The sequence below is a fragment of the Sanguibacter sp. Z1732 genome (assembly GCF_051020515.1).
In the GTDB taxonomy this organism is placed as follows: domain Bacteria; phylum Actinomycetota; class Actinomycetes; order Actinomycetales; family Beutenbergiaceae; genus CALKWS01.
Genome location: NZ_CP194857.1, coordinates 3,402,324 through 3,423,440, shown reverse-complemented (window position 1 = coordinate 3,423,440; position 21,117 = coordinate 3,402,324). Strand labels below are relative to the sequence as shown.

The 21,117-nt window shown below is 68.8% G+C and carries 18 protein-coding genes and 4 pseudogenes; 12 read left to right on the top strand and 10 right to left on the bottom strand.

The annotated features are described in order from the left end of the window. Nucleotides 1–18: 18 nt before the first annotated feature. The 5 genes from ACRRRO_RS17845 to ACRRRO_RS17825 form a co-directional block, all read right to left on the bottom strand. Nucleotides 19–1,062, bottom strand: coding sequence for a TniB family NTP-binding protein (locus ACRRRO_RS17845; protein WP_424796183.1), 1,044 nt, complete (start codon nucleotides 1,060–1,062; stop codon nucleotides 19–21). A 9-nt stretch (nucleotides 1,063–1,071) separates the two neighbouring features. Further along, entirely contained in the window at nucleotides 1,072–2,085 is a 1,014-nt protein-coding gene (locus ACRRRO_RS17840) for a Mu transposase C-terminal domain-containing protein (RefSeq protein ID WP_434080667.1), read from the bottom strand. Further along, nucleotides 2,075–2,593 (bottom strand): hypothetical protein, encoded by a 519-nt coding sequence (locus ACRRRO_RS17835; RefSeq protein WP_434080666.1) that lies wholly within the window; start codon nucleotides 2,591–2,593, stop codon nucleotides 2,075–2,077. The genes ACRRRO_RS17840 and ACRRRO_RS17835 overlap by 11 nt, the downstream gene beginning before the upstream one ends. A gap of 529 nt (nucleotides 2,594–3,122) precedes the next feature. Then, on the bottom strand, nucleotides 3,123–3,890 hold the full coding sequence (locus tag ACRRRO_RS17830) for a TnsA-like heteromeric transposase endonuclease subunit (protein WP_434080665.1): 768 nt from the start codon (nucleotides 3,888–3,890) through the stop codon (nucleotides 3,123–3,125). Nucleotides 3,891–4,088: 198 nt separating this feature from the next. Then, nucleotides 4,089–4,811, bottom strand: coding sequence for a DUF4386 family protein (locus tag ACRRRO_RS17825; protein ID WP_424796180.1), 723 nt, complete (start codon nucleotides 4,809–4,811; stop codon nucleotides 4,089–4,091). Between the two features lie 318 nt (nucleotides 4,812–5,129). Between ACRRRO_RS17825 and ACRRRO_RS17820 the strand changes: the two genes are divergently transcribed. The 3 genes from ACRRRO_RS17820 to sigJ all read left to right on the top strand — a co-directional run bounded on the left by ACRRRO_RS17820 (nucleotide 5,130) and on the right by sigJ (nucleotide 7,433). Next, complete coding sequence (locus tag ACRRRO_RS17820) at nucleotides 5,130–6,014, top strand: aldo/keto reductase (protein ID WP_424785928.1); 885 nt, start codon at nucleotides 5,130–5,132, stop codon at nucleotides 6,012–6,014. Nucleotides 6,015–6,135: 121 nt separating this feature from the next. Next, complete coding sequence (locus ACRRRO_RS17815; protein WP_424785929.1) at nucleotides 6,136–6,567, top strand: carboxymuconolactone decarboxylase family protein; 432 nt, start codon at nucleotides 6,136–6,138, stop codon at nucleotides 6,565–6,567. Beyond that, a complete protein-coding gene (gene sigJ, locus ACRRRO_RS17810) occupies nucleotides 6,564–7,433 on the top strand; it encodes an RNA polymerase sigma factor SigJ (RefSeq protein ID WP_424796179.1) in 870 nt (289 codons plus the stop codon). Before ACRRRO_RS17815 ends, sigJ begins: the two co-directional genes overlap by 4 nt. On the opposite strand, the gene ACRRRO_RS17805 is transcribed toward sigJ, so the two are convergent. Further along, entirely contained in the window at nucleotides 7,430–8,335 is a 906-nt protein-coding gene (locus ACRRRO_RS17805; RefSeq protein WP_424796178.1) for a GNAT family N-acetyltransferase, read from the bottom strand. The genes sigJ and ACRRRO_RS17805 overlap by 4 nt on opposite strands. 172 nt (nucleotides 8,336–8,507) lie before the next feature. On the opposite strand from ACRRRO_RS17805, the gene idi reads away from it, so the two are divergent. From idi to ACRRRO_RS17765, 8 genes and pseudogenes are all read left to right on the top strand, one after another. Continuing rightward, nucleotides 8,508–9,059 (top strand): isopentenyl-diphosphate Delta-isomerase, encoded by a 552-nt coding sequence (idi, locus tag ACRRRO_RS17800; protein ID WP_424796177.1) that lies wholly within the window; start codon nucleotides 8,508–8,510, stop codon nucleotides 9,057–9,059. 48 nt (nucleotides 9,060–9,107) lie between these two features. Continuing rightward, a complete protein-coding gene (locus tag ACRRRO_RS17795; RefSeq protein ID WP_434080664.1) occupies nucleotides 9,108–9,620 on the top strand; it encodes a mevalonate kinase family protein in 513 nt (170 codons plus the stop codon). A gap of 23 nt (nucleotides 9,621–9,643) precedes the next feature. Next, nucleotides 9,644–10,051 carry a mevalonate kinase family protein gene (locus ACRRRO_RS17790; RefSeq protein ID WP_434080663.1) on the top strand — a complete coding sequence of 136 codons (408 nt, stop codon included), beginning with the start codon at nucleotides 9,644–9,646 and terminating at the stop codon, nucleotides 10,049–10,051. After that, complete coding sequence (mvaD, locus tag ACRRRO_RS17785; RefSeq protein ID WP_424796175.1) at nucleotides 10,048–11,022, top strand: diphosphomevalonate decarboxylase; 975 nt, start codon at nucleotides 10,048–10,050, stop codon at nucleotides 11,020–11,022. Before ACRRRO_RS17790 ends, mvaD begins: the two co-directional genes overlap by 4 nt. Nucleotides 11,023–11,110: 88 nt before the next feature. Further along, the gene (locus ACRRRO_RS17780; RefSeq protein ID WP_434080662.1) at nucleotides 11,111–12,103 is read left to right on the top strand and encodes a phosphomevalonate kinase; all 993 of its coding nucleotides are present in this window, start codon (nucleotides 11,111–11,113) and stop codon (nucleotides 12,101–12,103) included. 13 nt (nucleotides 12,104–12,116) lie between these two features. Further along, nucleotides 12,117–12,596 (top strand): annotated as a pseudogene (locus ACRRRO_RS17775) (hydroxymethylglutaryl-CoA reductase); the annotation flags it as partial. 61 nt (nucleotides 12,597–12,657) lie between these two features. Continuing rightward, nucleotides 12,658–13,041: pseudogene (locus ACRRRO_RS17770) on the top strand (hydroxymethylglutaryl-CoA reductase); the annotation flags it as partial. Between the two features lie 142 nt (nucleotides 13,042–13,183). Next, entirely contained in the window at nucleotides 13,184–14,365 is a 1,182-nt protein-coding gene (locus ACRRRO_RS17765; RefSeq protein ID WP_424796172.1) for a hydroxymethylglutaryl-CoA synthase, read from the top strand. 73 nt (nucleotides 14,366–14,438) lie between these two features. On the opposite strand, the gene ACRRRO_RS17760 is transcribed toward ACRRRO_RS17765, so the two are convergent. Together ACRRRO_RS17760 and ACRRRO_RS17755 are read right to left on the bottom strand one after the other, a co-directional pair. Beyond that, nucleotides 14,439–16,868 (bottom strand): ATP-binding cassette domain-containing protein, encoded by a 2,430-nt coding sequence (locus ACRRRO_RS17760; RefSeq protein ID WP_434081604.1) that lies wholly within the window; start codon nucleotides 16,866–16,868, stop codon nucleotides 14,439–14,441. A 294-nt stretch (nucleotides 16,869–17,162) separates the two neighbouring features. Next, a pseudogene (locus tag ACRRRO_RS17755) lies at nucleotides 17,163–17,939 on the bottom strand (aldo/keto reductase); the annotation flags it as partial. A 155-nt stretch (nucleotides 17,940–18,094) separates the two neighbouring features. Between ACRRRO_RS17755 and ACRRRO_RS17750 the strand changes: the two are divergent. Continuing rightward, entirely contained in the window at nucleotides 18,095–18,442 is a 348-nt protein-coding gene (locus ACRRRO_RS17750; protein ID WP_424791026.1) for an RNA polymerase-binding protein RbpA, read from the top strand. Here the strand turns inward: ACRRRO_RS17750 and ACRRRO_RS17745 are convergent. Both ACRRRO_RS17745 and lnt read right to left on the bottom strand, forming a co-directional pair. After that, nucleotides 18,418–19,182, bottom strand: coding sequence for a polyprenol monophosphomannose synthase (locus tag ACRRRO_RS17745; RefSeq protein ID WP_424796169.1), 765 nt, complete (start codon nucleotides 19,180–19,182; stop codon nucleotides 18,418–18,420). The two genes, ACRRRO_RS17750 and ACRRRO_RS17745, sit on opposite strands and share 25 nt — an antisense overlap. After that, a pseudogene (gene lnt, locus ACRRRO_RS17740) lies at nucleotides 19,179–20,916 on the bottom strand (apolipoprotein N-acyltransferase). The gene ACRRRO_RS17745 and the pseudogene lnt overlap by 4 nt, the downstream one beginning before the upstream one ends. Nucleotides 20,917–21,117 lie beyond the last annotated feature (201 nt).

The window sequence follows — 21,117 nt, the reverse complement described above, 5'->3', positions numbered from 1 at the left end:
CCGGTAGCGGGGTCAAGGTCATTGGGCGCGTTTCAGCTTTGCGCGTCCAGAACGTGGGGGCGTGGTCGTGGTCGCGCGGAGCTGGCCTTCGGCGTTCTGGTCGATGCGGACCCTGTCGAGCTTGGCCCGGTCGACCTTCTCGGTCCCGTCGTCCATGGCGAGCTGGGCTGCCTTGGACACGAGGAGACGCAGTGACCCGATGGACCCGCCGGTCCTGTCGAACAGGTACCCGGCCAGGCCCTCGAGCGTGCCGGTCTTGTGCTTCGCGAGGGGGATGAGGTCTTCGATGGCGGCGACCAGGTCGGCCCAGTCGTCCCTTTGCTGCTGAGTGGACGCCCCGAAAGACTGCATCTCGTACATGGTGACCCGCCCGGCGAGCTGGGCACCGATGGTGCCGGTGAACAGGTCGGAGGACGGCAGGTCGATCCCGGTGTACACGAAAACGGCGTCGAGCCGTTCAGCGAACCCCTTCAGTGCGGACGCGGCGTCCGCGCCGGTGCTGGAGCGGGTCTTCAAGTTGTGGATCTCATCGAGCAGGACCATGGACGTGCCCATCGTGCGGAGCACGGTCACGACCTGTTCGGTCAGGTCCTGTGCGGTCGCCTGCCGGTGGATGGGCAGGCCGAGCCACTGGCAGAACGCGGTCATCATCCCCTTCGTGGTCGTCCCGGCGGGGGTGGGCACGTACACGACTGGTGCGTACTCGGGGTCGTCCCCCCGTCCGGTCTTCTCGCGCATCCGTTGTTCGTGCTGCTTCGCGACCCACATGGTCGCGGTGGACTTGCCGAGGGTGGACTGCCCGGACACGGCCAGGCCGGGCCGTGCGGTGAACTTCTTCGACGCGAGGGACCCGACGAGCAAGCGAGCGTTCAGGTCGATCGCGTCGGTGTCTGGGGTGGACAGGACGATGTTCCCGTCGAGGAACGCGACCCTCGCCTCGTCATGGGCGGTCTTCTCCTGCGGTGACAGGCGTCCGAGGGTGGCGGGGGTGAGGGTGTCAGGTTCGACGGGTGCGTCGGCCACGTACTCACGCCACGCGGTCAGGGTGTCGGGGATCGCCATGCGTGTCTCCTAGTTCAACCGTCGGGTGCGACGCTTGCGTGGCGCCGGGTTGTCGGGTCCCTCCGTGTCGGGCGGGGGAGGGGAGTGCTTGTCGTCCGCTCCGGCCTCGTCGCCGGGCTGCTCGTCTTCCGTGACGTGTTCGTCGGGCAAGAGTGGGTGGCCCAGCGCGGAGCGGCGTGCAGCCCGCTGTTCCTTGGCAGTCAGGCCCTGGTCGAGTGTCTGGATGCGGTAGACGGCTTCGAGGATCTTCACCGGGTTGTTCGTGTCGCGCTCGTCCAGCCCGGAGCGGGCCACCTTCAGCACGTCGAGGGAGAACGGCGGGGCCTGGTTCGCGAGCGTCCACGGCACCTCGATCCAGGTTCCGGCGATGTGGTCACGCACCCAGATCGTGTTCAGCCGGCCAGGGTCGTACCTCACCTCCCACTTGCCTGCGGCCGCGCCTTTGAGCCCGGACTTGCGTCCGCGCAGGTGGTGCAGGTCGGGGGAGTCGTACCGGAGCCCGGCGAAGTTGATCCCGTACGGTTGCACGCCCCGCCACGAGACCGGGAGCAGCTCCAGGTAGTCCGCCGCCTCGAACGCGACGTGGACCGGTGGTGCGACCCCTGCCAGGGCGGCGTACATCTCGTTCGGGGTCAGGTCCTTCTGCGGCATGGCAGGGTGACGCAGGCCAGGGTGCGGTCGGTTCTGCCACTCCGCGACGACCCACTGGTCGAGTAGGTTCTGCACCTCCTGCAACGGCCAGACAGCCTCCGCTGCAGGGTCTTTCCCGCGGCGGGTGACGGACCGTCCGGTGTAGCCCGTCAGGTACTGGACGAACAACGTGTTGACCGCGGAGAACAACCGTTCGATGTGAGGCTTGTCTGTCGGTGTGCGGGGTGCGGACTTCACCACGGAAATCTGCAGCCGTTCGCAGGCGGCCGTGAACGTGCGCCCCACGTACACCTTGCCCCGGTCGATCGTGATCGACTCCGGCTGGATGATGGGCCGGGCAGCGATCTTCTCCGTCAGCTCGTCAGCCTCCATAAGGACACCCGGCGGCGAGGATGCTGCGGGAGAACGCCAACGACGCGTCCCACCCGGGTTGCATCGGCAACGGGGTGAGCGCCTTCGCGAGCAGGAACGCGGCCACGTCCACGGACTTCGTCGCGTCAGCACGCAGCATCGTCGCGGACAGGGTGCGGGTGGCGATGTCGAACAGGATCGTCAGGTCGGGCCGGCCGGTCGTCCCGTCGGGGTAGAGGACCATCAGGTCGAGCGGGGTGGAGTCGATCTCCATGAGCTCACCGGGCCGAGACGGTGCGCGCCGCCCGAATGTGCGGTCTGGCCTGTTCGCGAGGGACCGGCGAGTGGTCGCGTCCCCGAACGGGTGCCGGTTCCCTTCGAGCACCCCGACGGTCCGGTACATGGTCGCGCGTGAAGGGATCGGCAGGCCCTGCTGCTTCGCTGCGAGGGTGACGTTGTGGATGACCCGGCCACGGGTGCCCGTGGACTTGTCCGTCTGGCCGTGCAGCTCGGCTTCAATGAGAGACACGACGCGCGGTCCACGCGCCCGGTCGTCCCGGACGCCCGGGTGGATCGGCCATCCACGAGGCCGGCGACGCCCTTGTCTCGGTACGCGTACACGTGCCGCCGCAGGGTCCGTTCCGTCATAGGGGAGCCGAGATTGGCGAGCTCAGCCACCTTCACGCGGACGCGCTCCATGAACGGCACCCCAGGGTCGTACTCCGCACGTGGCTGCGCATCTGGCACGTCGTCTGGTCCAGCCCCGTCGTGGTCCGGGAGCTGGGCCCCGTACAGCAGTTCGTGCACGTGCCCGTGCAGGAACCTCACCCGGGCCGCAGCAGCAGGCTCGAGCGTCTCGTACACGGACAACCCAGTCATGTCCGGCAGAGAAGCGGGGGAATCATGCAGGTAGGAGTCGTCATCCAGGAGAACGCCGACCGCGACCTTGCGGATCCGGCCAGTCGTCAACGACTTCAACGCCAACGTCGGCCCGTCCTGGGCGACGACCTGCCACGAGTCACCGTCGAACTGGATGAAATCCCACAACCGAACCGACTTCACGACACCACGGCCTTCGTGCTCATCGACAACGGCCGCGTCAGGTCAACGGTCAACGTCCGGTCCCACAACAGGTGGTACACGTTCGCCAGCACGATCTCGGCCGGGACGGCAGCGAACCGCACCACCTGCTCCACGCCGTCGCCGAGCCTGGCCCCGTCCGCGAACGCTGCCAGGATCCGGTCGTGCGTCTCAGGGGAGGGGGCACACCGGTCCTGCCGGTACCCGGCGAGCCACCGCAACGACTCGGCCATCCCAGCGGGCAGGGCGGGCCAGACCTCGTACTGCCAGCCCACCAGGTTGCACACCTCGCGGGTCAGAGCGAACTGAGCGAGCGCCTTCTTGGACTGGTGAGCCTCAGAGCGGACGTCCACGAGCTTGCCGTCGCCGTCGGCGAGCCGGACAAAGTAGTCCGGGACGTGCGACTTGTGACCAGGCGTGCCCTTCGGCCACAGGAACGCCAGCGGCTGGCTGCTGATACGCGCGACGGCGTCGGTGTCCCAGTCGAGCCACAGGAGCGCGTCACGCTCCAGGAGGCTCTCGAACCCGATGTGCGCCCTGGTCGTGGAGGACCACCACAAGCCCTCGTAGTTCCGCTTGCCCGGCCAGGACACGAACTCACGAGCAGGCCGGGCGCGCTCAAGGCGGACGCCCGCAAGGTCAGGGCCCACCGACTGTGTCTGCCAGTCGGCGGCCTCGTCGGAGGACCACAGGGCCAGCGTCGTGTCAGTGACGTTCGCCGGGAGGGAGCGCAGCCGAGCAGGCATGGTTCCGCCTCGCGTTGGATAGTTCTAGTCAGACTGATTATACGATCCGTAAGAGGACATGTCTACTGCGACAGAGGACAGGTTGAGTGAGACCGGACAGTGGCGACGCGCACGCAGGTGTGCACCCCTCCAGGTGGAATGACATAATGTGCATTATCGGCTATCGGGACTCGTCGTGCGTCACCGAACATCGCAGGACTACCGCCCTGGCCCAGGCCCAGGCCCAGGCCCAGTCGCTAGTTGCAGCAGCCGGCGCGCCACGAGCACGGCGAACACCGACCACGGCACGAGCGATGCCAACGCGAAGACGAGGCCGACTGTGCCGAAATTCGACGGGACCGCCATGAGTACCGCCGCAACGAGGCCCCAGAGCGCGGTGGCGCGGCTGAACACCGTGCTGCGGTACATCAGGACGGCCAGGATGAGTAGCGTGACCAGGTTGAAGAAGTAGTAGATGTCGAACGCCGTGCCCATCCACGTCGCGAGCATCCCGTCGCCGGTGGCGACGAGTGCGACCCGCTCGGCGGCGTCGGCCTCGCCGTAGGCTTGGGCGAGCCTCAGCATCTCCACTGCTCGTGGCGAGGCCATGTACGCGGCCATACCGAGCACGCCGAAGGAGAGTGCCACCACCACCGCGGACCGGCTGACTCGCCATAGAACGACGGCAAGGGCGAAGTACAGCAGGAACGCCAGGAGGTTGCTCACGATGTAGAGCACGTCCAGAGCGATCACGCCCCGGAACGGGTTGTTCAGGAGCACCTCGAAGTACTGCACCGTAGTCTCTGGCGGCGGCCAGACGAGGTAGATCGCGATCTGCACCACGATCAGCACCACGCTGGCCAGCGTCACCCACGCCCCGGTGACCACAAGCCCCGTCCACTCCTGGACGTCCTTGCGCACTATGCCCTCGTCGACGACCATCGCGATCCTCCGTTCCCGGGGCCGGGAGTCTCGCCCGGCCTCCCGTCAATCACGTCGGCCGATGAGTTCTTCAGCGTCTCCGGGGCATCCAGCACCCGGCAGACCCGGAGGTCGCGATCGACGGAGTCCACCGGTTCCTACGAACAGTGCAGGACCGGCGGCGGTGAGTCCGCGGCGCCGGACTGCCACGCCGGGGACAACTCCATACGTGCGAGCCTACGTGGCAACCCCTCACTTAGCGAGAGTCTGAGCGACCCGCACCGCACCACTTCCGTCGGGTCCTTCACCGGCTCTGGATGTCACCGTAGAGTGAACGCCATGAAGCAACGAACAATCGGTAACGGCACAGTCGGGCGCGTCGAGGTCGGTGCGATCGGCCTGGGCCTGATGACCTTCGACCAGACCGGCGAGCAGCCACGGGAGCAACTCGCCGAGACGATCCGGACCGCACTCGCTGCCGGAGTGACACTGTTCGACACTGCCGATGCCTACGGGCCCGGTGAGCAGCTGGGTGCGGCGGCACAGGGCGAGAACGAGAAACTGGTCGCTGGACTGCTCGACGAACTCGGGGTCCGGGACCAGGTGTACCTGGCCACCAAAGGCGGCAGTGTGCGCGGCGACGGCGGTTCCTGGTCCCAGGACAGTTCACCGGAACACCTGCACGCCGCGGTCGACGCGAGCCTGTCCCGGCTCGGCGTTGACCAGATTTGGCTCTGGCAGCACCACCGTCCTGATTCGGCCCGTGACTATGACGAGACGATCGGGATCCTGAAGGAGATCGTCGACACCGGTAAGGTCCGCATGGTCGGTCTGTCCAACGTCGACCCAGCCCAGATTCGGTCCGCGCACGCCGTCCTCGGTGACTCTCTGGTGAGTGTGCAGAACCAGTTCAGCCCGAAGTTCCGCAGCAGCCTGCCCGAGGTCGCTGTCTGCGCCGAACTCGGCCTGGCGTTCCTGGCCTGGAGTCCCCTCGGTGGGCTGACCGATGCCAAGGAACTGGCGGCGAAGCACCCGGCATTCGCGCAGGTGGCGCAGGACCGCGGAGTGAGCCCGCAGCAGGTGGCCCTCGCCTGGGAACTCGCCCAGAGCGAGGTGGTCATCCCGATTCCTGGGGCGAAGCGCCCAGCCTCGATCGCCGACTCCGCCGCTGCGGCGGATCTGGCGCTGACCGCCGAGGAGATCGCGCTTCTCGACGCCGCCTGAGCCAAGGAGCGCGAACGGTATCGGTGACCGGGGGTGCGAATCCGGTGTCACACTCGCGGCGGCGCAGGCGTCCTCTGGGATGACACCCGATCCCGAATGCCAGGAGGACACGATGCCCCGCATGCACCTACAGAAGGTCATTCCGCTCGCCTACGCCCCCGTGCTGGCGCTGGAGAGTTACGCCCGCAAGGTCAATGACAAGCGCACCTACGAACTGGTCAAGATCAGGGCCTCGGCCATCAACGGGTGCAGTTACTGCCTGGCCATGCACACCCGCGACGCCCGCAAACTCGGTGAGTCCGATGAGCGCATCGCCGCGTTGGAGGCCGGATGGAGCGGGCTGGACCTGTGGTCCCCCGCCGAGGAAGCCGCGCTCGCCCTGACCGATGAGGTCACCAGACTCGGCGAACACGGAGTCAGTGATGCGGTCTGGGACGAGGCGGTGCGGCGCTGGGGGGAGAAAGGCACTGGACATCTCATCATCGCGATCGCGACCATCAACGTATGGAACCGGATCGCGATCGCCACAGGTATGGAGGCGCAGGATCTGTGACCTCGGCCCCGGCCGAGCCGCTCGGACTGACCAAGGAGGAGTTCGAGCGGCTCAATGGGCGGATGCTCGGCGTGGCCTACCGGATCCTCGGCAGCTGGGCCGATGCCGAGGACGTCGCGGCCGAGGCCTGGATCCGTTGGCAGACCCGACGCCCGGAGCACGTGCGCGAGGTCCAGGCATGGCTGACCACCGTGGCCACCCGGCTGAGTCTGGATCGGCTGCGCACCATGCAACGTCGCCGGGAGGACTACGTGGGCTCCTGGCTACCGGAACCGATCGACACCGCGCTGCTGCCGCATGAGAGCGCGGAGCAGCGCCAGAGCCTGGACTTCGCCCTGTTGCACCTCATGGACCGGCTGGGTCCGGAGGAACGCGCGGTGTACGTGCTGCGCCACGCCTTCGACTACCCCTACACCGAGATCGCCCCGATGTTGGGCCGCACCCCGACCAGTTGCCGCCAACTCGGTCACCGCGCCGGGGCCAAACTCGGTCCCCTCCCCCAGGAGGCCGACCTCGACCGGCACCGGAGCCTCCTGAATCGGCTCGGCACGGCGATCATGGCCGGCGACGTGAGCGAGGCGATGTCGCTGGTCTCCCCCGATGTGGTGCTGCTCAGCGACGCCGGCGGCAGAACACGCGCCGCGCTGCGCCCGATCTACGGCCCCGATCGTGTGGTCCGGTTCCTGGTGGGCGTGACAACCAGGACACCACCGAGCCGATCCGTCCTCATCGGCGTCAACGGATGTCCGGCGTTCCGACTGATCTCCGACGGCGTGGAGCGCGTCTTCAGAATCGACATCGGTGACGGTGTGGTCACCAGGGCCTATGTCCTGGGCAACCCGGACAAGCTCACCCGGCTGCGCTAGCGGAGTTCGGTCACGAGGGAGCCTTGCTGCCTCGTACCGGCGTTTCGGTACCACGTCGTCGTGGACGCCTGCCGGAAACCGAGGCCGTGGTAGAGCGCGGCTGCGGCGCCGGACTCATAGGAGACCTTCACCCGCCGTGCCCCGGCCCTGGCCAGGCGATCGATACCGGTGCCCACCATCGCCCTGGCGAGCCCACGCCGGGCGAACTCGGCCTCGACGCGTACCGGTTCCACCAAACCCACCCTGGTGAGCGGGTCGAACCAGTACAACGAGTACCCGGCCGGACGGCCGTCATCGGTCTCCACCGCCAGATCGAGCGTCGGGTCATACAGCGAGCACTCCCCCAGTCGGGTCTCGACGTCGTCGCCGTTCCGGTGGCGCATCGGATGCGGAGTGCCGCGCCGTTGCGTGCGATCGACCAGCACAAAGCCCTCCGGAAGCCCAGGAACCTGCGGCCGCGCGGAGGCCTCCATCCACGCGGTCCCGTCCCCCTCTCCGGCTATCAGCCCGGACTGTCTGGCGAGGGCGGCGAAAACCGGGTCGTGGTCACCCACCGGGACCTCGAACCCCTCCCCCGCATGCTCGCCGGCGTGTTGGAGTGCCCGGTGCCACACGTCAGCGGGCTCGAGGCCGAAGGCCCCCGGGACGAGGATCGGATCGCATTGCCAGCCGGGGTTGTCACTGGTGAGCCACACCCCGGCGACCGGTCCGTCATCGTCGACCCAGAAGAGTGTGTCGACTCCGTCGGAACTACGCGGCAACCGCCAGGACCACTGCACATCGGCCGCTTCCCACACCCCCGCCCGGGGATCCTGCAGGCGGGCCCGCTGCAGCAACGTCGTGGTCAGAGACAGGGCTTCGCGGCCGTTCGCGCGGATCTGTCGGGGCGATCGGGAGGACACAAGGCATGACTCCACCACGAGAGGTGCTCCCGGACAACCGAATATTCGGCGGACACCAGGAGCACCTCGTCCGGCCCCACGCGTGTGCAGCGCTACATCTGATGCGTGTGCCCGCCGGGTAAAGTGGATCAGTCATCACAGCCGGATGACCTGGACAGCAAAGGTGGTACGGATGGCAGGCGACGAGAGGATTTTCGTGGAGACGGTCAGCGAGGACGGCCGGGCGATCGGGGTGGCGGAGAAGCTCGAGGTCCACCGCGAACCCGGCACGCTGCACCGCGCGTTCTCGTTGTTCGCTTTCGACGACGACGGCCGGCTGCTGCTGCAGCGGCGGGCCGCGGTGAAGTATCACTCCCCCCTGATGTTGACCAACAGCACCTGCGGGCACCCCTTCCCCGGTGAACCGCCGGCCGACGCCGTCGCGCGGCGCCATCAGGACGAACTCGGCGCCCCGGTCACCGACCTGGTGGAACTGGGCACCGTCCGGTACCACGTACATGACAGCGCCAGCGGCTTGTACGAACACGAGTACAATCACGTATTCGCCGGGCGGGTCGACCCGGCCTCGCTCGTGCCCGCGCCGGGCGAGGTCGACGAGGTGGTCTTCGTCACCGGGGACGACCTGGCCCGGTTGCGCGCCGCGGAGCCGTTCACGGCCTGGTTCGACCATGTGTGGCAGATCGCTCGTCCCCGGCTCCCCGAGTGGGGTTTCAGCGCCCGCTGAGTCATTAGGATGGTCTCCGTTCACGTCCGCCTTGCCGAAAGCCGTTGGATGCCCCCACCCGCCGTCCTGCCCACGGGCTCGGCGCACGCCAAGGCGATCCTGGTCGGTGAGCACGCCGCCGTCTATGGCCACCCGGCCATCGCACTGCCGATCACCCCGCTGCGCACAGTTGCCGAGGTACACCACTGCCCCGGTCCGCTCCGGCTGAGCACGGGCGACGCGAGCCTGCCGGTGACCGAGTTACCCCAGCAGTTCGCCTCGGTGGGCGTCGCCGCGGTCGAGTCGCTGACGTTCTTCGGATTGCCGGCCGAGGATGTCGAGATCGTCGTACGCAGCGGAATCCCACCTCAGGCGGGCCTGGGGGCCAGCGCGGCTGCCGCGAACGCGATCGTCGAGGCCGTGCGGGCGTATGCGGGGGTAGCACTGGACGATGCGAGCCGCTTCGCACTCGTGCAGACCGCCGAGCGGGTGGCCCACGGGAACCCCAGCGGCATCGATGCGCACGCCACCCGGGCCCGGGAACCGCTGCTGTTCGCCGACCACGTCGCCACCCCCCTCTGACCCTGGGCGCCCCGGTGTGCTTCGTGGTCGCTGATACCGGCGTGCGGGCCTCCACCGATGATGCCGTCGCCGGCGTGCGCCAGATCGTGGACGCCGACCCGGCCCTGGGCCGCTCGCTGCTGGCCCGTCTCGGGGATCTGACCCGAGCCGCGGTGCTGGATCTGGAGCAGGCGCACCTGACCGCGTTCGGCCGGCGGCTCACCGAAGCGCAGGACGCGCTCACCGACCTGGGCGTCGGGCACCCGGCGATCGACCGCCTGGTCACGGCAGCCCTGGACGCCGGCGCAGCGGGAGCCAAACTCACCGGCGCCGGACGCGGAGGCTGCGTGATCGCCGTGACGCCGGACGCCGCCAGTGGGCAGGTGGTGCAGTCGGCGATGACGGCCGCGGGTGCCGTCGCCGGGTGGATCGTCACGCTGGGGGCGACATGAGCATCACCGCCGTGGCATATCCGAACATCGCGCTGATCAAGTACTGGGGCAAGCGCGATGAGACGTTCAACCTACCGGCCACCGGAAGCCTGTCGATGACTCTCGACGTGGCCCCCACCCGAACCACCGTCACGCTGGCGCCCGGGGCCGACGACGACGTCGCGACCTGGCGCGGAGAGGCCATGAGTGGCGATGACCTCACCCGGGTGCGCTCCTTCCTCGATCTGGTGCGCGAACTGGCCGGAAGCCGGGTTCGGGCCGTCGTCGAGACCGCCAACGAGATGCCCACCGGCGCCGGATTGGCATCGTCCGCCTCGGGCTTCGCCGCACTTGCCGCTGCGGCGAGCGGCGCCTACGGACTGGACCTGAGCGAGCGGGACCTGTCCCGCCTGGCACGCCGCGGTTCCGGCTCGGCGGCCCGATCCGTCTTCGGCGCCCTGGTCCAGTGGCACGTCGGCCGCGACGACGCCTCCTCCTACGCCGAGCCCCTCCCCGCGTCAGCGCTCGAGCTGGCGCTCGTCGTCGCAGTCCTGTCCCCCGGGCGCAAGCCCGTGGGCAGCCGGGAGGCGATGCGCCGCACCGCGGCGACCTCCCCGTTCTTCCCGGCTTGGGTGGCCTCGGTACCAGCCGAACTGGAGGCCATGCGCCGGGCGATCGCGGACGCCGATTTCGGGGCGGTCGGGGAACTGGCCGAGGCCAACGCGCTGCGGATGCACGCCACCATGCTCGGCGCCGCACCGCCGGTGCGGTACTGGAACGCCGACACGGTCGCCGCGCTCGACCTGGTCGCGCAGTTGCGCGCCGACGGCGTGCCGGCCTACGCCACCATGGACGCCGGACCCAATGTCAAGGTGCTGTGCCGCCCATCGGACACGGCAGCCGTGACCGAACGGTTCGCCGGGGCGTTCGAGGGTGTAGACCTTCTCATCGCCGGCCCCGGGCCCGGCGTGCGCGTCGAGAGCACCCGATGATCCACGCGCCGGGCAAACTCTTCATCGCCGGTGAGTACGCAGTCGTCGAACCCGGCGGCAGCGCTGTGCTCGTGGCCGTCGACCGTACGTGAGCGTGCGCGTGGCCCCCGCGCAGCGGCACGGCACCGTCCGCTCGGCGCACTACGGGCCGCAGCCACTGCGCTGGGAGCGGGACGAACGTGCCCGGGTGGTGCCCGAACCGCGGCACCGTCCGCTGGACCACGTGCTGTCGGCGGTCCGCACGGTCGAGGCACTCGTGGCCGATCTGGGAATCGAGCCCCGCTGGCACAGCCTGGACATCACCAGCGAACTCGACGACGCCGACGGCCGCAAGTACGGGCTCGGCTCCAGCGCGGCGGTGACGGTCGCCGTGGTGCGGGCGCTCGATCAGTTCTACGGACTGGGCCTGACCGCGTTCGAACAGTTCAAGGTGGCGCTGCTCGCCACGGTCGAGGTGGCGCCCTCGGCCTCCGGGGGCGACGTCGCGGCGAGCACCTTCGGCGGGTGGCTCGCCTACCACTCCCCCGACCGGGCCGTGGTCGCGGCTCTTCGCCACCGGGTGGGTGTGCTCGCCGCGATGCGTGCGTCGTGGCCGCTGCTGCAGGTCACCCCGCTGCCCGCACCGAGTGGCCTGGACCTGATCGTGGGCTGGACCGGCGCGGCGGCCTCGACGACGTCGCTGGTCGCTGAGGTGCGGGAGCGAGGTCGGTCCCAGGATGTGCGCTACGAGACGTTCCTGGCGGGTAGCCGCGCCCGGGTGCAGGACCTGATCACGGGCTTGCAACAGCACGATAGTGCGGCCGTGCTCGCGGCGGTGCGGGAAGCGCGGAACCTGCTGATCGGTCTGGGCGCAGGACTGGGAATAGAAATCGAGACACCGGCGCTTGCTCACCTGGTGACCTCCGCCGAGCGCATCGGGGCTGCCGGCAAGGCCTCCGGGGCCGGCGGGGGTGACTGCGGGATCGTGCTCGCCCCCTGCGGCAGCGACCTCGAGCCGATGTTGCGGGACTGGGAACGGTCCGGTGTGCGCCGGCTGCCGCTGGCCGCGGCCCCACGCACGAGCGCCGTGACGGCGCAGTGAGGATGATAGAGCGATGAGCGAACAGGCGGCGCCCGTACCCCTGAGGTGGGTCGGGCCGATACGACTGAGCGGGAACGTCATCACCGGCGAGCACGAGGTCCCGCTGGCTACCTATGAAGCCCCGCTGTGGCCCTCGGTGGGCCGCGGGGCCCGGATCTCCCGGCTGATCGAGGACGGTATCGGCACCACTCTGGTGACCGAGCGGATGAGCCGTTCGGTCTACTTCGAACTCGACGGCGCAGGCGTCGCGGTGCAGGTGCTCAGCGAGATCCGCAGCCGATTCGCCGAGTTGCAGCAGGTGGTGTCGGCGAGCAGCCGGTTCGCCGAACTGATCGACATGCACAGTGAGATCGCCGGGCGGCTGCTGTTCCTGCGCTTCGAGATCCTCTCCGGGGACGCCTCGGGCCACAACATGGTGACCCTGGCCAGCGAGCGGTTGATGACGCACTTGATGGCGCAGTGGCCGCAGCTGCGCTACGGCTCGATCTCGGGCAACTACTGCCTCGGACAAGAAGGCGACGGCGGTCAACGGAATCCTGGGCCGAGGCAAGCACGTGGTCACCGAGGCACATATCCCCCGCGAGGTGGTGCAGAAGTGGCTGCGCAGCACCCCGGAGAAGATCGCGGAGCTGAACACCCGCAAGAACCTCGTGGGCACCATCCTGGCCGGTGGTATCCGGTCGGCGAACGCCCACTACGCCAACATGCTGCTGGCCTTCTACCTGGCCACCGGACAGGACGCGGCCAACATCGTGGAGGGCTCGCAGGGCATCACCCAGGCCGAGGTCGACGGTGGTGACCTCTACTTCTCCTGCACCCTGCCGAATCTGATCGTGGGAACGGTCGGTAGCGGCAAGGGTCTGACGTTCGTGGAGGACAACCTCACCCGCCTCGGGCTGCGCGCCGATCGCGCACCGGGGGAGAACGCGCGTAGGCTCGCCGGATTGTGTGCCGCCGCGGTGTGGTGCGGGGAGTTGTCCCTGCTCGCAGCCCAGACCAACCCGGTGAACTCATGGCGGCACACGTGGCGATCGAACGCAAAGAACGCAGCACCCAGACATCCAACCCCTCGAACCAGGAGTGAGCAGTTCCGTGATCGGTATCGACGACCTCGCGATGTCCACCGGCGGCTTCCGCATCGACCTGGCGGACATCGCCGAACGGCTCGGGGCCGACCCGGCGAAGTACTACCGGGGCCTCGGCCAGACCGAGATGAGCGTCGTGGCCGAGGACGAGGACATCGTCACCCTCGGGGCGGCGGCGGCTCTACCGGTGGTGGAGCGGGCCGGTCGCGAGCGAATCCGCACCCTGTTGTTCGCCACCGAAACCGGGATCGACCAGTCGAAGTCGGCCGGTGTCTACGCCCACCGGCTGCTCGGCCTGCCTCCGAACGTTCGGGTGGTCGAACTCAAACAGGCCTGTTACTCCGCTACCGCTGCCATGCAGTTCGCCGCCGCGCTCGTGGCCCGTAACCCGGCCGAGAAGGTGCTGGTCATCGCCAGCGATATCGCCCGCTACGAACTGGGCTCGACCGCCGAGCCCACCCAGGGTGCCGGGGCGGCCGCGTTCACCGTGTCCGCCGATCCGGCGTTGCTCGCCCTGGAGCCGGCCGCCGGGGTGTTCACCGAGGACGTGATGGACTTCTGGCGCCCCAACCACCGGGTGACCGCCATCGTGGACGGGCACAGTTCGATCAGCGCCTACCTCGACGCCGTCGCCGGTGCCTTCGATGACTACCGCGCCCAGGGTGGATCGGCATTCGAGGCGATCAACCGGTTCTGCTACCACCAGCCGTTCACCAAGATGGCCGCCAAGGCCCACCAGTACCTGGCGAAGCACGCCGGCGCGGATGTGCCCACCGAGACGCTCACCGCCCAGGTCGCGCCGACGATGGGTTACAACCGCCGGATCGGGAACAGTTACACCGCCTCGGTCTACCTGGCGCTGCTGGCCCTGCTGGATGATCCCGCGGATCTCACCGGTGAGCGGGTGGCGATCGCCAGCTACGGGTCCGGCGCGGTCGCGGAGTTCCTCACCGGCACTGTCATGAGCGGCTACCGGGCACAGATCCGCAACGGCACCAACGAACAGATCCTGGCCGATCGTCCCCGGATCGATGACAACACCTACCTCGCGCGTCAGCGCATCATGCCGCGCAGTGACCCGTCGAACTACAGCAACCGGCACGAGACGCGCGGCCCGTTCCGCTTCGCCGGCGTGCGCGACGATCAACGCATCTACGAGGCCACCGCTCCCCGCTGAGACCCGCTGTCGGGCGTTCGCCGACCGGTGCCTCCGTCAGCCACGTCGGCGAAGCGGCGGCGCAACGACGGCGTCACCGGGTTCTGAGGTAGTCGGCCAGGTGCCGGCCGGTCAGGGTGGCCCGGGTGGCCACCAGGTCGGCGGGGGTTCCCTCGAAGACGACCTGCCCGCCTTCATGCCCGGCGCCCGGCCCCAGGTCGATGATCCAATCCGCGTGTGCCATCACCGCCTGGTGATGTTCGATCACGATCACCGAGGTGCCCTGCTCCACCAGGGAGTCCAGCAACTCCAGCAGTTGCTCCACGTCGGCCAGGTGCAAACCGTTGGTGGGCTCATCCAGCACGTACACTCCGCCGTTCTGGCCCATCCGGGTCGCCAGTTTCAGCCGCTGTCGCTCGCCGCCGGACAATGTCGTCAGCGGCTGGCCGAGGGTGAGGTACCCAAGGCCTACGTCGACCATCCGGCGCAGGATCTTGTGCGCCGGCGGGGTCCGCGCCGGACCGTCGGCGACGAACTCGGCGGCCTGGGCGACCGACATCGCCAACACCTCGGCGATCGTGCGCCCATCCAGGGTGTACTCCAGCACCGCCGCCTGGAACCGGCGGCCCTCACATTCCACGCACACCGACTCCACGGTCTCCATGAAGCCCAGTTCGGTGTAGATCACCCCGGCGCCCTTGCAGGCCGGGCAGGCGCCCTCGGAGTTGGCGCTGAACAGTGCGGGCTTGACGCCGTTGGCCTTGGCGAACGCCTTGCGGATCGGCTCCAGCGCGCTGGTGTAGGTGGCCGGGTTGGAGCGCCGCGAGCCCTTGATCGCACCCTGGTCGATCACGACCACGCCGTCCCGGCCCGCCACCGAGTCCTCGATGAGCGAGCTCTTGCCCGACCCGGCCACCCCGGTGACCACGCACAACACTCCCAGCGGAATATCGATGTCGACGTCCTTGAGGTTGTGCGTGCCGGCGCCTCGGACCTCCAGAGCGCCCGCGGCGGTGCGCACGTGGTCCTTCAGGGCGGCTCGGTCATCGAGGTGCTGGCCGGTGATGGTCCCGCTGGTGCGAAGATCGGCGAGGCCCCCCTCGAACACCACCTGCCCCCCGGCGCTCCCGGCGCCCGGGCCCAGGTCCACGATGTGGTCGGCGATCGCGATCACCTCCGGCTTGTGCTCGACCACGAGCACGGTGTTTCCCTTGTCACGCAGCCGCAGCAGCAGGGTGTTCATTCGCTCGATGTCGTGGGGGTGCAACCCGATGGTGGGCTCATCGAAGACGTAGGTGACATCGGTCAGCGCCGAACCGAGGTGCCGGATCATGCGGGTGCGCTGAGCCTCGCCCCCGGACAAGGTGCCGGAGGGGCGGTCCAGCGACAGATAGCCCAGTCCGATCTGGACGAAGTTGTCCAGCGTGGCCGCCAGGGTATCCAGCAACGGCCCGGCGCTGCCATGCGCCTGGTGGGTACCCCCCGTGCCGCCGTCAGCCTCGTCGGCGAGGTCGCGCACCCACCCCGCCAGATCGGTGATCTGCATCGCGGAGACCTCGGCGATGTTGAGGCCGTTGATCCGAGAGGACCGGGCGGTCTCGTTGAGCCTGGTGCCCTCGCAGTCCGGGCAGGTCCGGAACGTGATCACCCGGTCGACGAAGGCCCGCACGTGCGGTTGCATCGCCTCCTTGTCCTTGGCCAAGATCGTCTTCTGCAGCTTGGGGATCACGCCTTCGTAGGTGACGTTGACGCCGTCGACCCTGATCTTGGTCGCCGGTTTGTACAGCAACGCATCGAGTTCCTTGGCCGAGAAGTCCGCGATCGGCTTGTGGGCGTCCAGGAAGTCGGTGCCCTGGTAGATACGTCCGTACCAACCGTCCGGGCCCCACCCCGGGATGCTGAACGGCCCCTGCGCCAGGGACTTGGAGGAGTCATACAACGCCTCCAGATCGAAGTCCGAGACCGTTCCCCGGCCCTCACAGCGCTGGCACATCCCGCCGACGATGGTGAAATCCCGCCGTTCCTTGACCTCGCGTCCGCCGCGTTCGAACGCCACCGCCCCGGCGCCGCTGATCGAGGCGACGTTGAAGGAGAACGCCTGTGCCGAGCCGATCTGGGGCTGCCCGAGGCGTGCGAACAGGATCCGCAGCATGGTGCCGGTGTCGGTCACGGTGCCGACCGTGGAGCGGGGGTTGGCGCCCATCGGCTCCTGGTCGACGATGATCGCGGTGGTCAGACCATCCAGCAGGTCCACGTCCGGGCGGGGCATGGCGGGCATGAAGCCCTGCACGAACGCCGGGTAGGTTTCGTTGATCATCCGCTGGGACTCTGCGGCGATCGTGTTGAAGACCAGTGAACTCTTGCCCGACCCCGACACTCCGGTGAACACGGTCAAGCGGCGCTTGGGGATCGTCAGGTCCACACCGGTCAGGTTGTTCTCCCGCGCCCCGTGGACCCGCAGCAGGTCGTGACTGTCTGCCGGGTGCCTCTCGACAGAAGCGGTGGTTGCTGTCGCCGTGGTCATACCGCTCCATCCGATCGCCGAGGTGCAGGTCTCGGAGATTACTCCTTCCGACCCACGCCCCCAAGGGGAATTCCTGTCCACCCGGACCGGAGTGACCGTGCTCGGCTCCGGACGCGGACGTCGATTACGTGGCCGTGTCGGTGATGCGATCCAGTTCGGCCAGATCGTCCGGCTCGGGGTGCCACAGGGCCGCGGCGTTGGAGCGCACCTGCTCGGGCCTGGAGGCTCCGGAGAGATCACCGAGGCAACGCCGGGTTGAGCCGCCAGCCAGCCGATTGCCACCTGCAGCATGGACAGGTCCCGTTCCTCGGCGAAGTGCTGCAGGGCTTCGATCATGTCGAAGTCGGCGCCGGCAAGCCGGTCCGGCCGCCGCGCCAGCCGGGTGCCCTCCGGGGCGTCCTGCCCGCGCCGGTACTTGCCGGTGAGCAGACCGGAGGCGAGCGGGAAGAACGGCAGCAACCCGCCGCCGATGTGCTCCAGCGCCGGGATCACCTCGTCCTCCAGGCCCCGGCTGAGTAGGTTGTACTCGTTCTGGGCCGAGACGAACGGCGTCGTTCCGGCGGTGTGCGCGGTCCAGTCCGCATCGATGATCTGCCATCCGGTGAAGTTCGACGAGCCCAGGTAGCGCACCTTGCCCTCGGCGACGAGTTCGTGCAAGGCTGCCAAGGTCTCGGCAACCGGGGTGTGTGGGTCGGGCCGGTGCATCTGGTACAGGTCGATGTGATCGGTGCCCAGACGGCGCAGCGAGCCCTCCACCGCCTTCCGGATATACCGCCGGGAGCCACGAACACCCCAGTCCGGCCCGTTCAAGCCGCCGGTGTCCATCCCGAACTTCGTCGCCACCACCGCATCGGCGCGCCGGGAGCCGAGCGCCTTTCCCAGCAGTTCCTCCGACTCCCCGGCTGTGGACCCGTAGGTGTCGGAGACGTCGAAGAACGTGATCCCGGCGTCCAGTGCCGCCCGGACCACATCCGTGACCCGTTCTGTGGGCACCGTTACCCCGAACGAGTTGCAGCCCAGCCCCACCACTGAGACAGTCAAACCGGAAGGGCCGAGTTGCCGGTACTTCATCGTGATCTCGCTCATACCCCACAGCCTAGGCCTACCGGCAACGCACGTACCCCGCGCGTGAATTTCACAGCACCTTCACCCGCGACCCGGAACACCGGGCCATGCTTACTGGTTGTAGTAGGTGGACGCACCATCTATCCCGGAAGGAGAGGGCGATGGCTGAACGAGCACTACGAGGCATGCTGATCGGCGCGAACAGTCTGGAGACCGAGGAGGGCGTGGAACTTGCCCCCCGGATCGAGGCGGTCTACGACTGCCCGGACGGGCGCACCCTGGTGATCCCCTTCGCCGCCGATGCCGATATCCCACCCGTGTGGGAGGCACCCGGTGGGGGCGAAGCCCTACTGCGTGATGCCTCCCGGCCCGAGCCGAAACAGACGAAACCGGTGCGGACACACTGGGACATGCTGCTGGAACGGCGTACCGAGGCTGAACTGCAGGAACTGCTGGACGAGCGCCTGGCCCTGTTACGCAGCGGTCAGTTGCGCCGCCAGAGCGCCTGAGCCCAGGCACGTAACCGCGTGGCGCGGGCCTGCACGCCCCACGCGGTCACCCGCCACAACGCTTCCACGACGATGGCCCGGTCCATCTTGGAGGTGCCCTGTTCACGCTCCACGAAGATGATCGGGACCTCCACGATCGGTCCCCCGCCGCGGTGCACTCTCCAGGTCAGATCGACCTGGAAGCAGTACCCCTGGGAGGCCACCCCGGCGAGGTCGAGGCCTCGCAGGGCGTCGGCGGGATAAGCCCGGAAGCCGGCTGTAGCGTCGCGAACACCCAGGCCCAGGGCCACCTTGGCGTACCGATTCGCACTCCTGCTCAGCCACCGCCGGTGCGCGGGCCAGTTCTGCACCGCTCCCCCAGGGGTCCAGCGTGACCCGATGACCAGGTCCACCCCCGGGGTGAGCGCCGTCAGGAGCGCGGGCAGATCCTCGGCACGGTGAGATCCGTCGGCGTCCATCTCCACCACCACGTCGTACTCGCGGTCCAAGGCCCAGGCGAACCCGGCCAGGTAGGCCGGGCCGAGGCCCTCCTTGCCGGCGCGGTGGAGGACGTGCACCTGTGGGTCGTCCGCCGCCGCAGCCTCCACCCAGGCCCCGGTGCCGTCCGGGCTGGCGTCATCGACGACGAGGACGTCCGCGCCCGGTACCTCCCGACGTAACTGGGACAGAGTCACCGGGAGCGAGGTACGCTCGTTGTAGGTGGGGATGACCACCACCACCCTGGCGGCACTCGCGGTCACCGTGTCCCTTTCGTAGCCACCGCCCGCCTCGGAGCGCCGGCCCTGGACCCCTCCGACGTCCCCCGTCGGGGTGCGGAGCCCTGACGGGGTCGTCCTGTCCCTGATCCGGCGGCCGCACGTCGGCTCGACCGCCCGGTGACGATGCCGGCCCCGAACAACAACAGAACCGCCACGGTGGAGGCGATGATCGGCCAATCCCCGATCCGGTCGGCAATCGTCAGGGTGGAGCGCAACGGCACCGTGGTCGCGAAGTGGTCCGGGGTGAACAGCTCGGTGGTCCGGGTGAGCACCCCGTTGGGCGTGATCACGCCGCTGACGCCCACGGTGGAGATCTGGATGGTGGCCCGCCCGTGTTCGACCGCCCGGAGCCTGGACATGGCCAGTTGCTGGGTGGATTCGGCGGTGAACCCGAAGGAGGCGTTGTTGGTGGGCACCAGCAGCACCTCCGCGCCGGCGAGCACCGCCTCACGGTTCAACGCGTCGTAGGCCACTTCGAAGCAGATCGGGGTGCCCACCAGCACCTGCCGGTCCAGGGCGGGCGCCGGTACGGGCACGACGGCAGGAGCGGTGCCGCCCACCATGTCGGTGCGTACCAGGTCCACGGCCGGGGAGAACAACCGGGCGACATCGCGCATCGGGATGTACTCGGCGAAGGCAGCCGGGATCTGCTTGGCGTAGGCGAAGGTATCGCCCTGCCCGGGCTCCCACAGCACCATCTCGTTGAACCTGGCGTCCCCGGCGTGCCGGTCGGTTCCCATCAGCAACGGAACGTCTGCGGCCCGGAGGACCTCCTCGACGCCGGCACCGGCGATCTCGTCAACACGCGGGTTGTAGTCGGAGGAGTTCTCCGGCCACACGATCAGGTCCAGTCCCTCTCCGTGCTCGGCGAGGAGGTTGTGGGTGCCGGAGACGTGGTTGTCCAGCACCTCCCGGGCCTGGGCGAAAGCGTCCAGGCCCGGGGTGGCCACGTTCCCCTGCACCGCCCCGATCCGCAGGGTGCCCTCCTCGGCCTGGGTGGGCAGCGGGATCAGCGCCGAGACACCCACCAGGGCGAAGGCGGCGACCAATGCCCCCGGCCCGCGCACCAGGTCCATCCGCGCCAGCCGCACGACCGCACTGGCCAACAGGTACCCGATGCCGACCACCGCGGCCGAGACCAGCGGCGCACCCGCTACCGAGGCCAGCGCGAGCAGTGGGCCGTCTGTCTGGGAGAAGCCGAGGCGGCCCCAGGGGAAGCCACCGAAGGGCCAGACCTGGCGCACCTGCTCGGTGATCACCCACACCAGCGCGAACGGGATCGCGGCCATCAGGTGCAGGCGTTGCATGTGCGAGCCACGCCGGACCCACACCCAGATCGCCAGCCCCGCGCCGGTGATCAACGACTGTGACAGCGCCAGCGCCACCCACGGCACCGCCCCGACGGGCGTAGTTGGCCCACCACAGGTGCGGCAAGAAGAACCCCAGGCCCCACACGGTGCCCATCGCGAAGGCCCACCGGGCCGAGTCCCTCCGGATGGACAGCACCAACAGCGCGACGCCGACGAAGGCCAACGGCCAGAGGGAACGGTCCGGGAAAGCCGTGTCGGTGAGCACGCCGCCAAGGGCGGCCAGCAGCGACGCCGGGAGTCGGCGGGAGGTCGTGTGGGGCACCACCTGAGGATACGTCGTCGGTGCGCACCGGGGGGACGGCCGGCAGCAGCGCGCCGGTGAAGGGGCACCGACCGGCCCGCACATCCTTCGGTCCGGAACCGCAGGAGGGTTCACGTTTTCTATGGAACGTACGGGCCTGGTCGGTCACTGCCTGCCTCAATGGCTCCCCAGCAGTACGAGAGAGAAGATACCTGCCCGGCCCGGTTCCGCCAACCTGGTGTTTGTGCAGGTCAACAATGTCCACGCAGGTCAGGCGGGCGCAGGAATCGTGATCTGTCGGCGTGT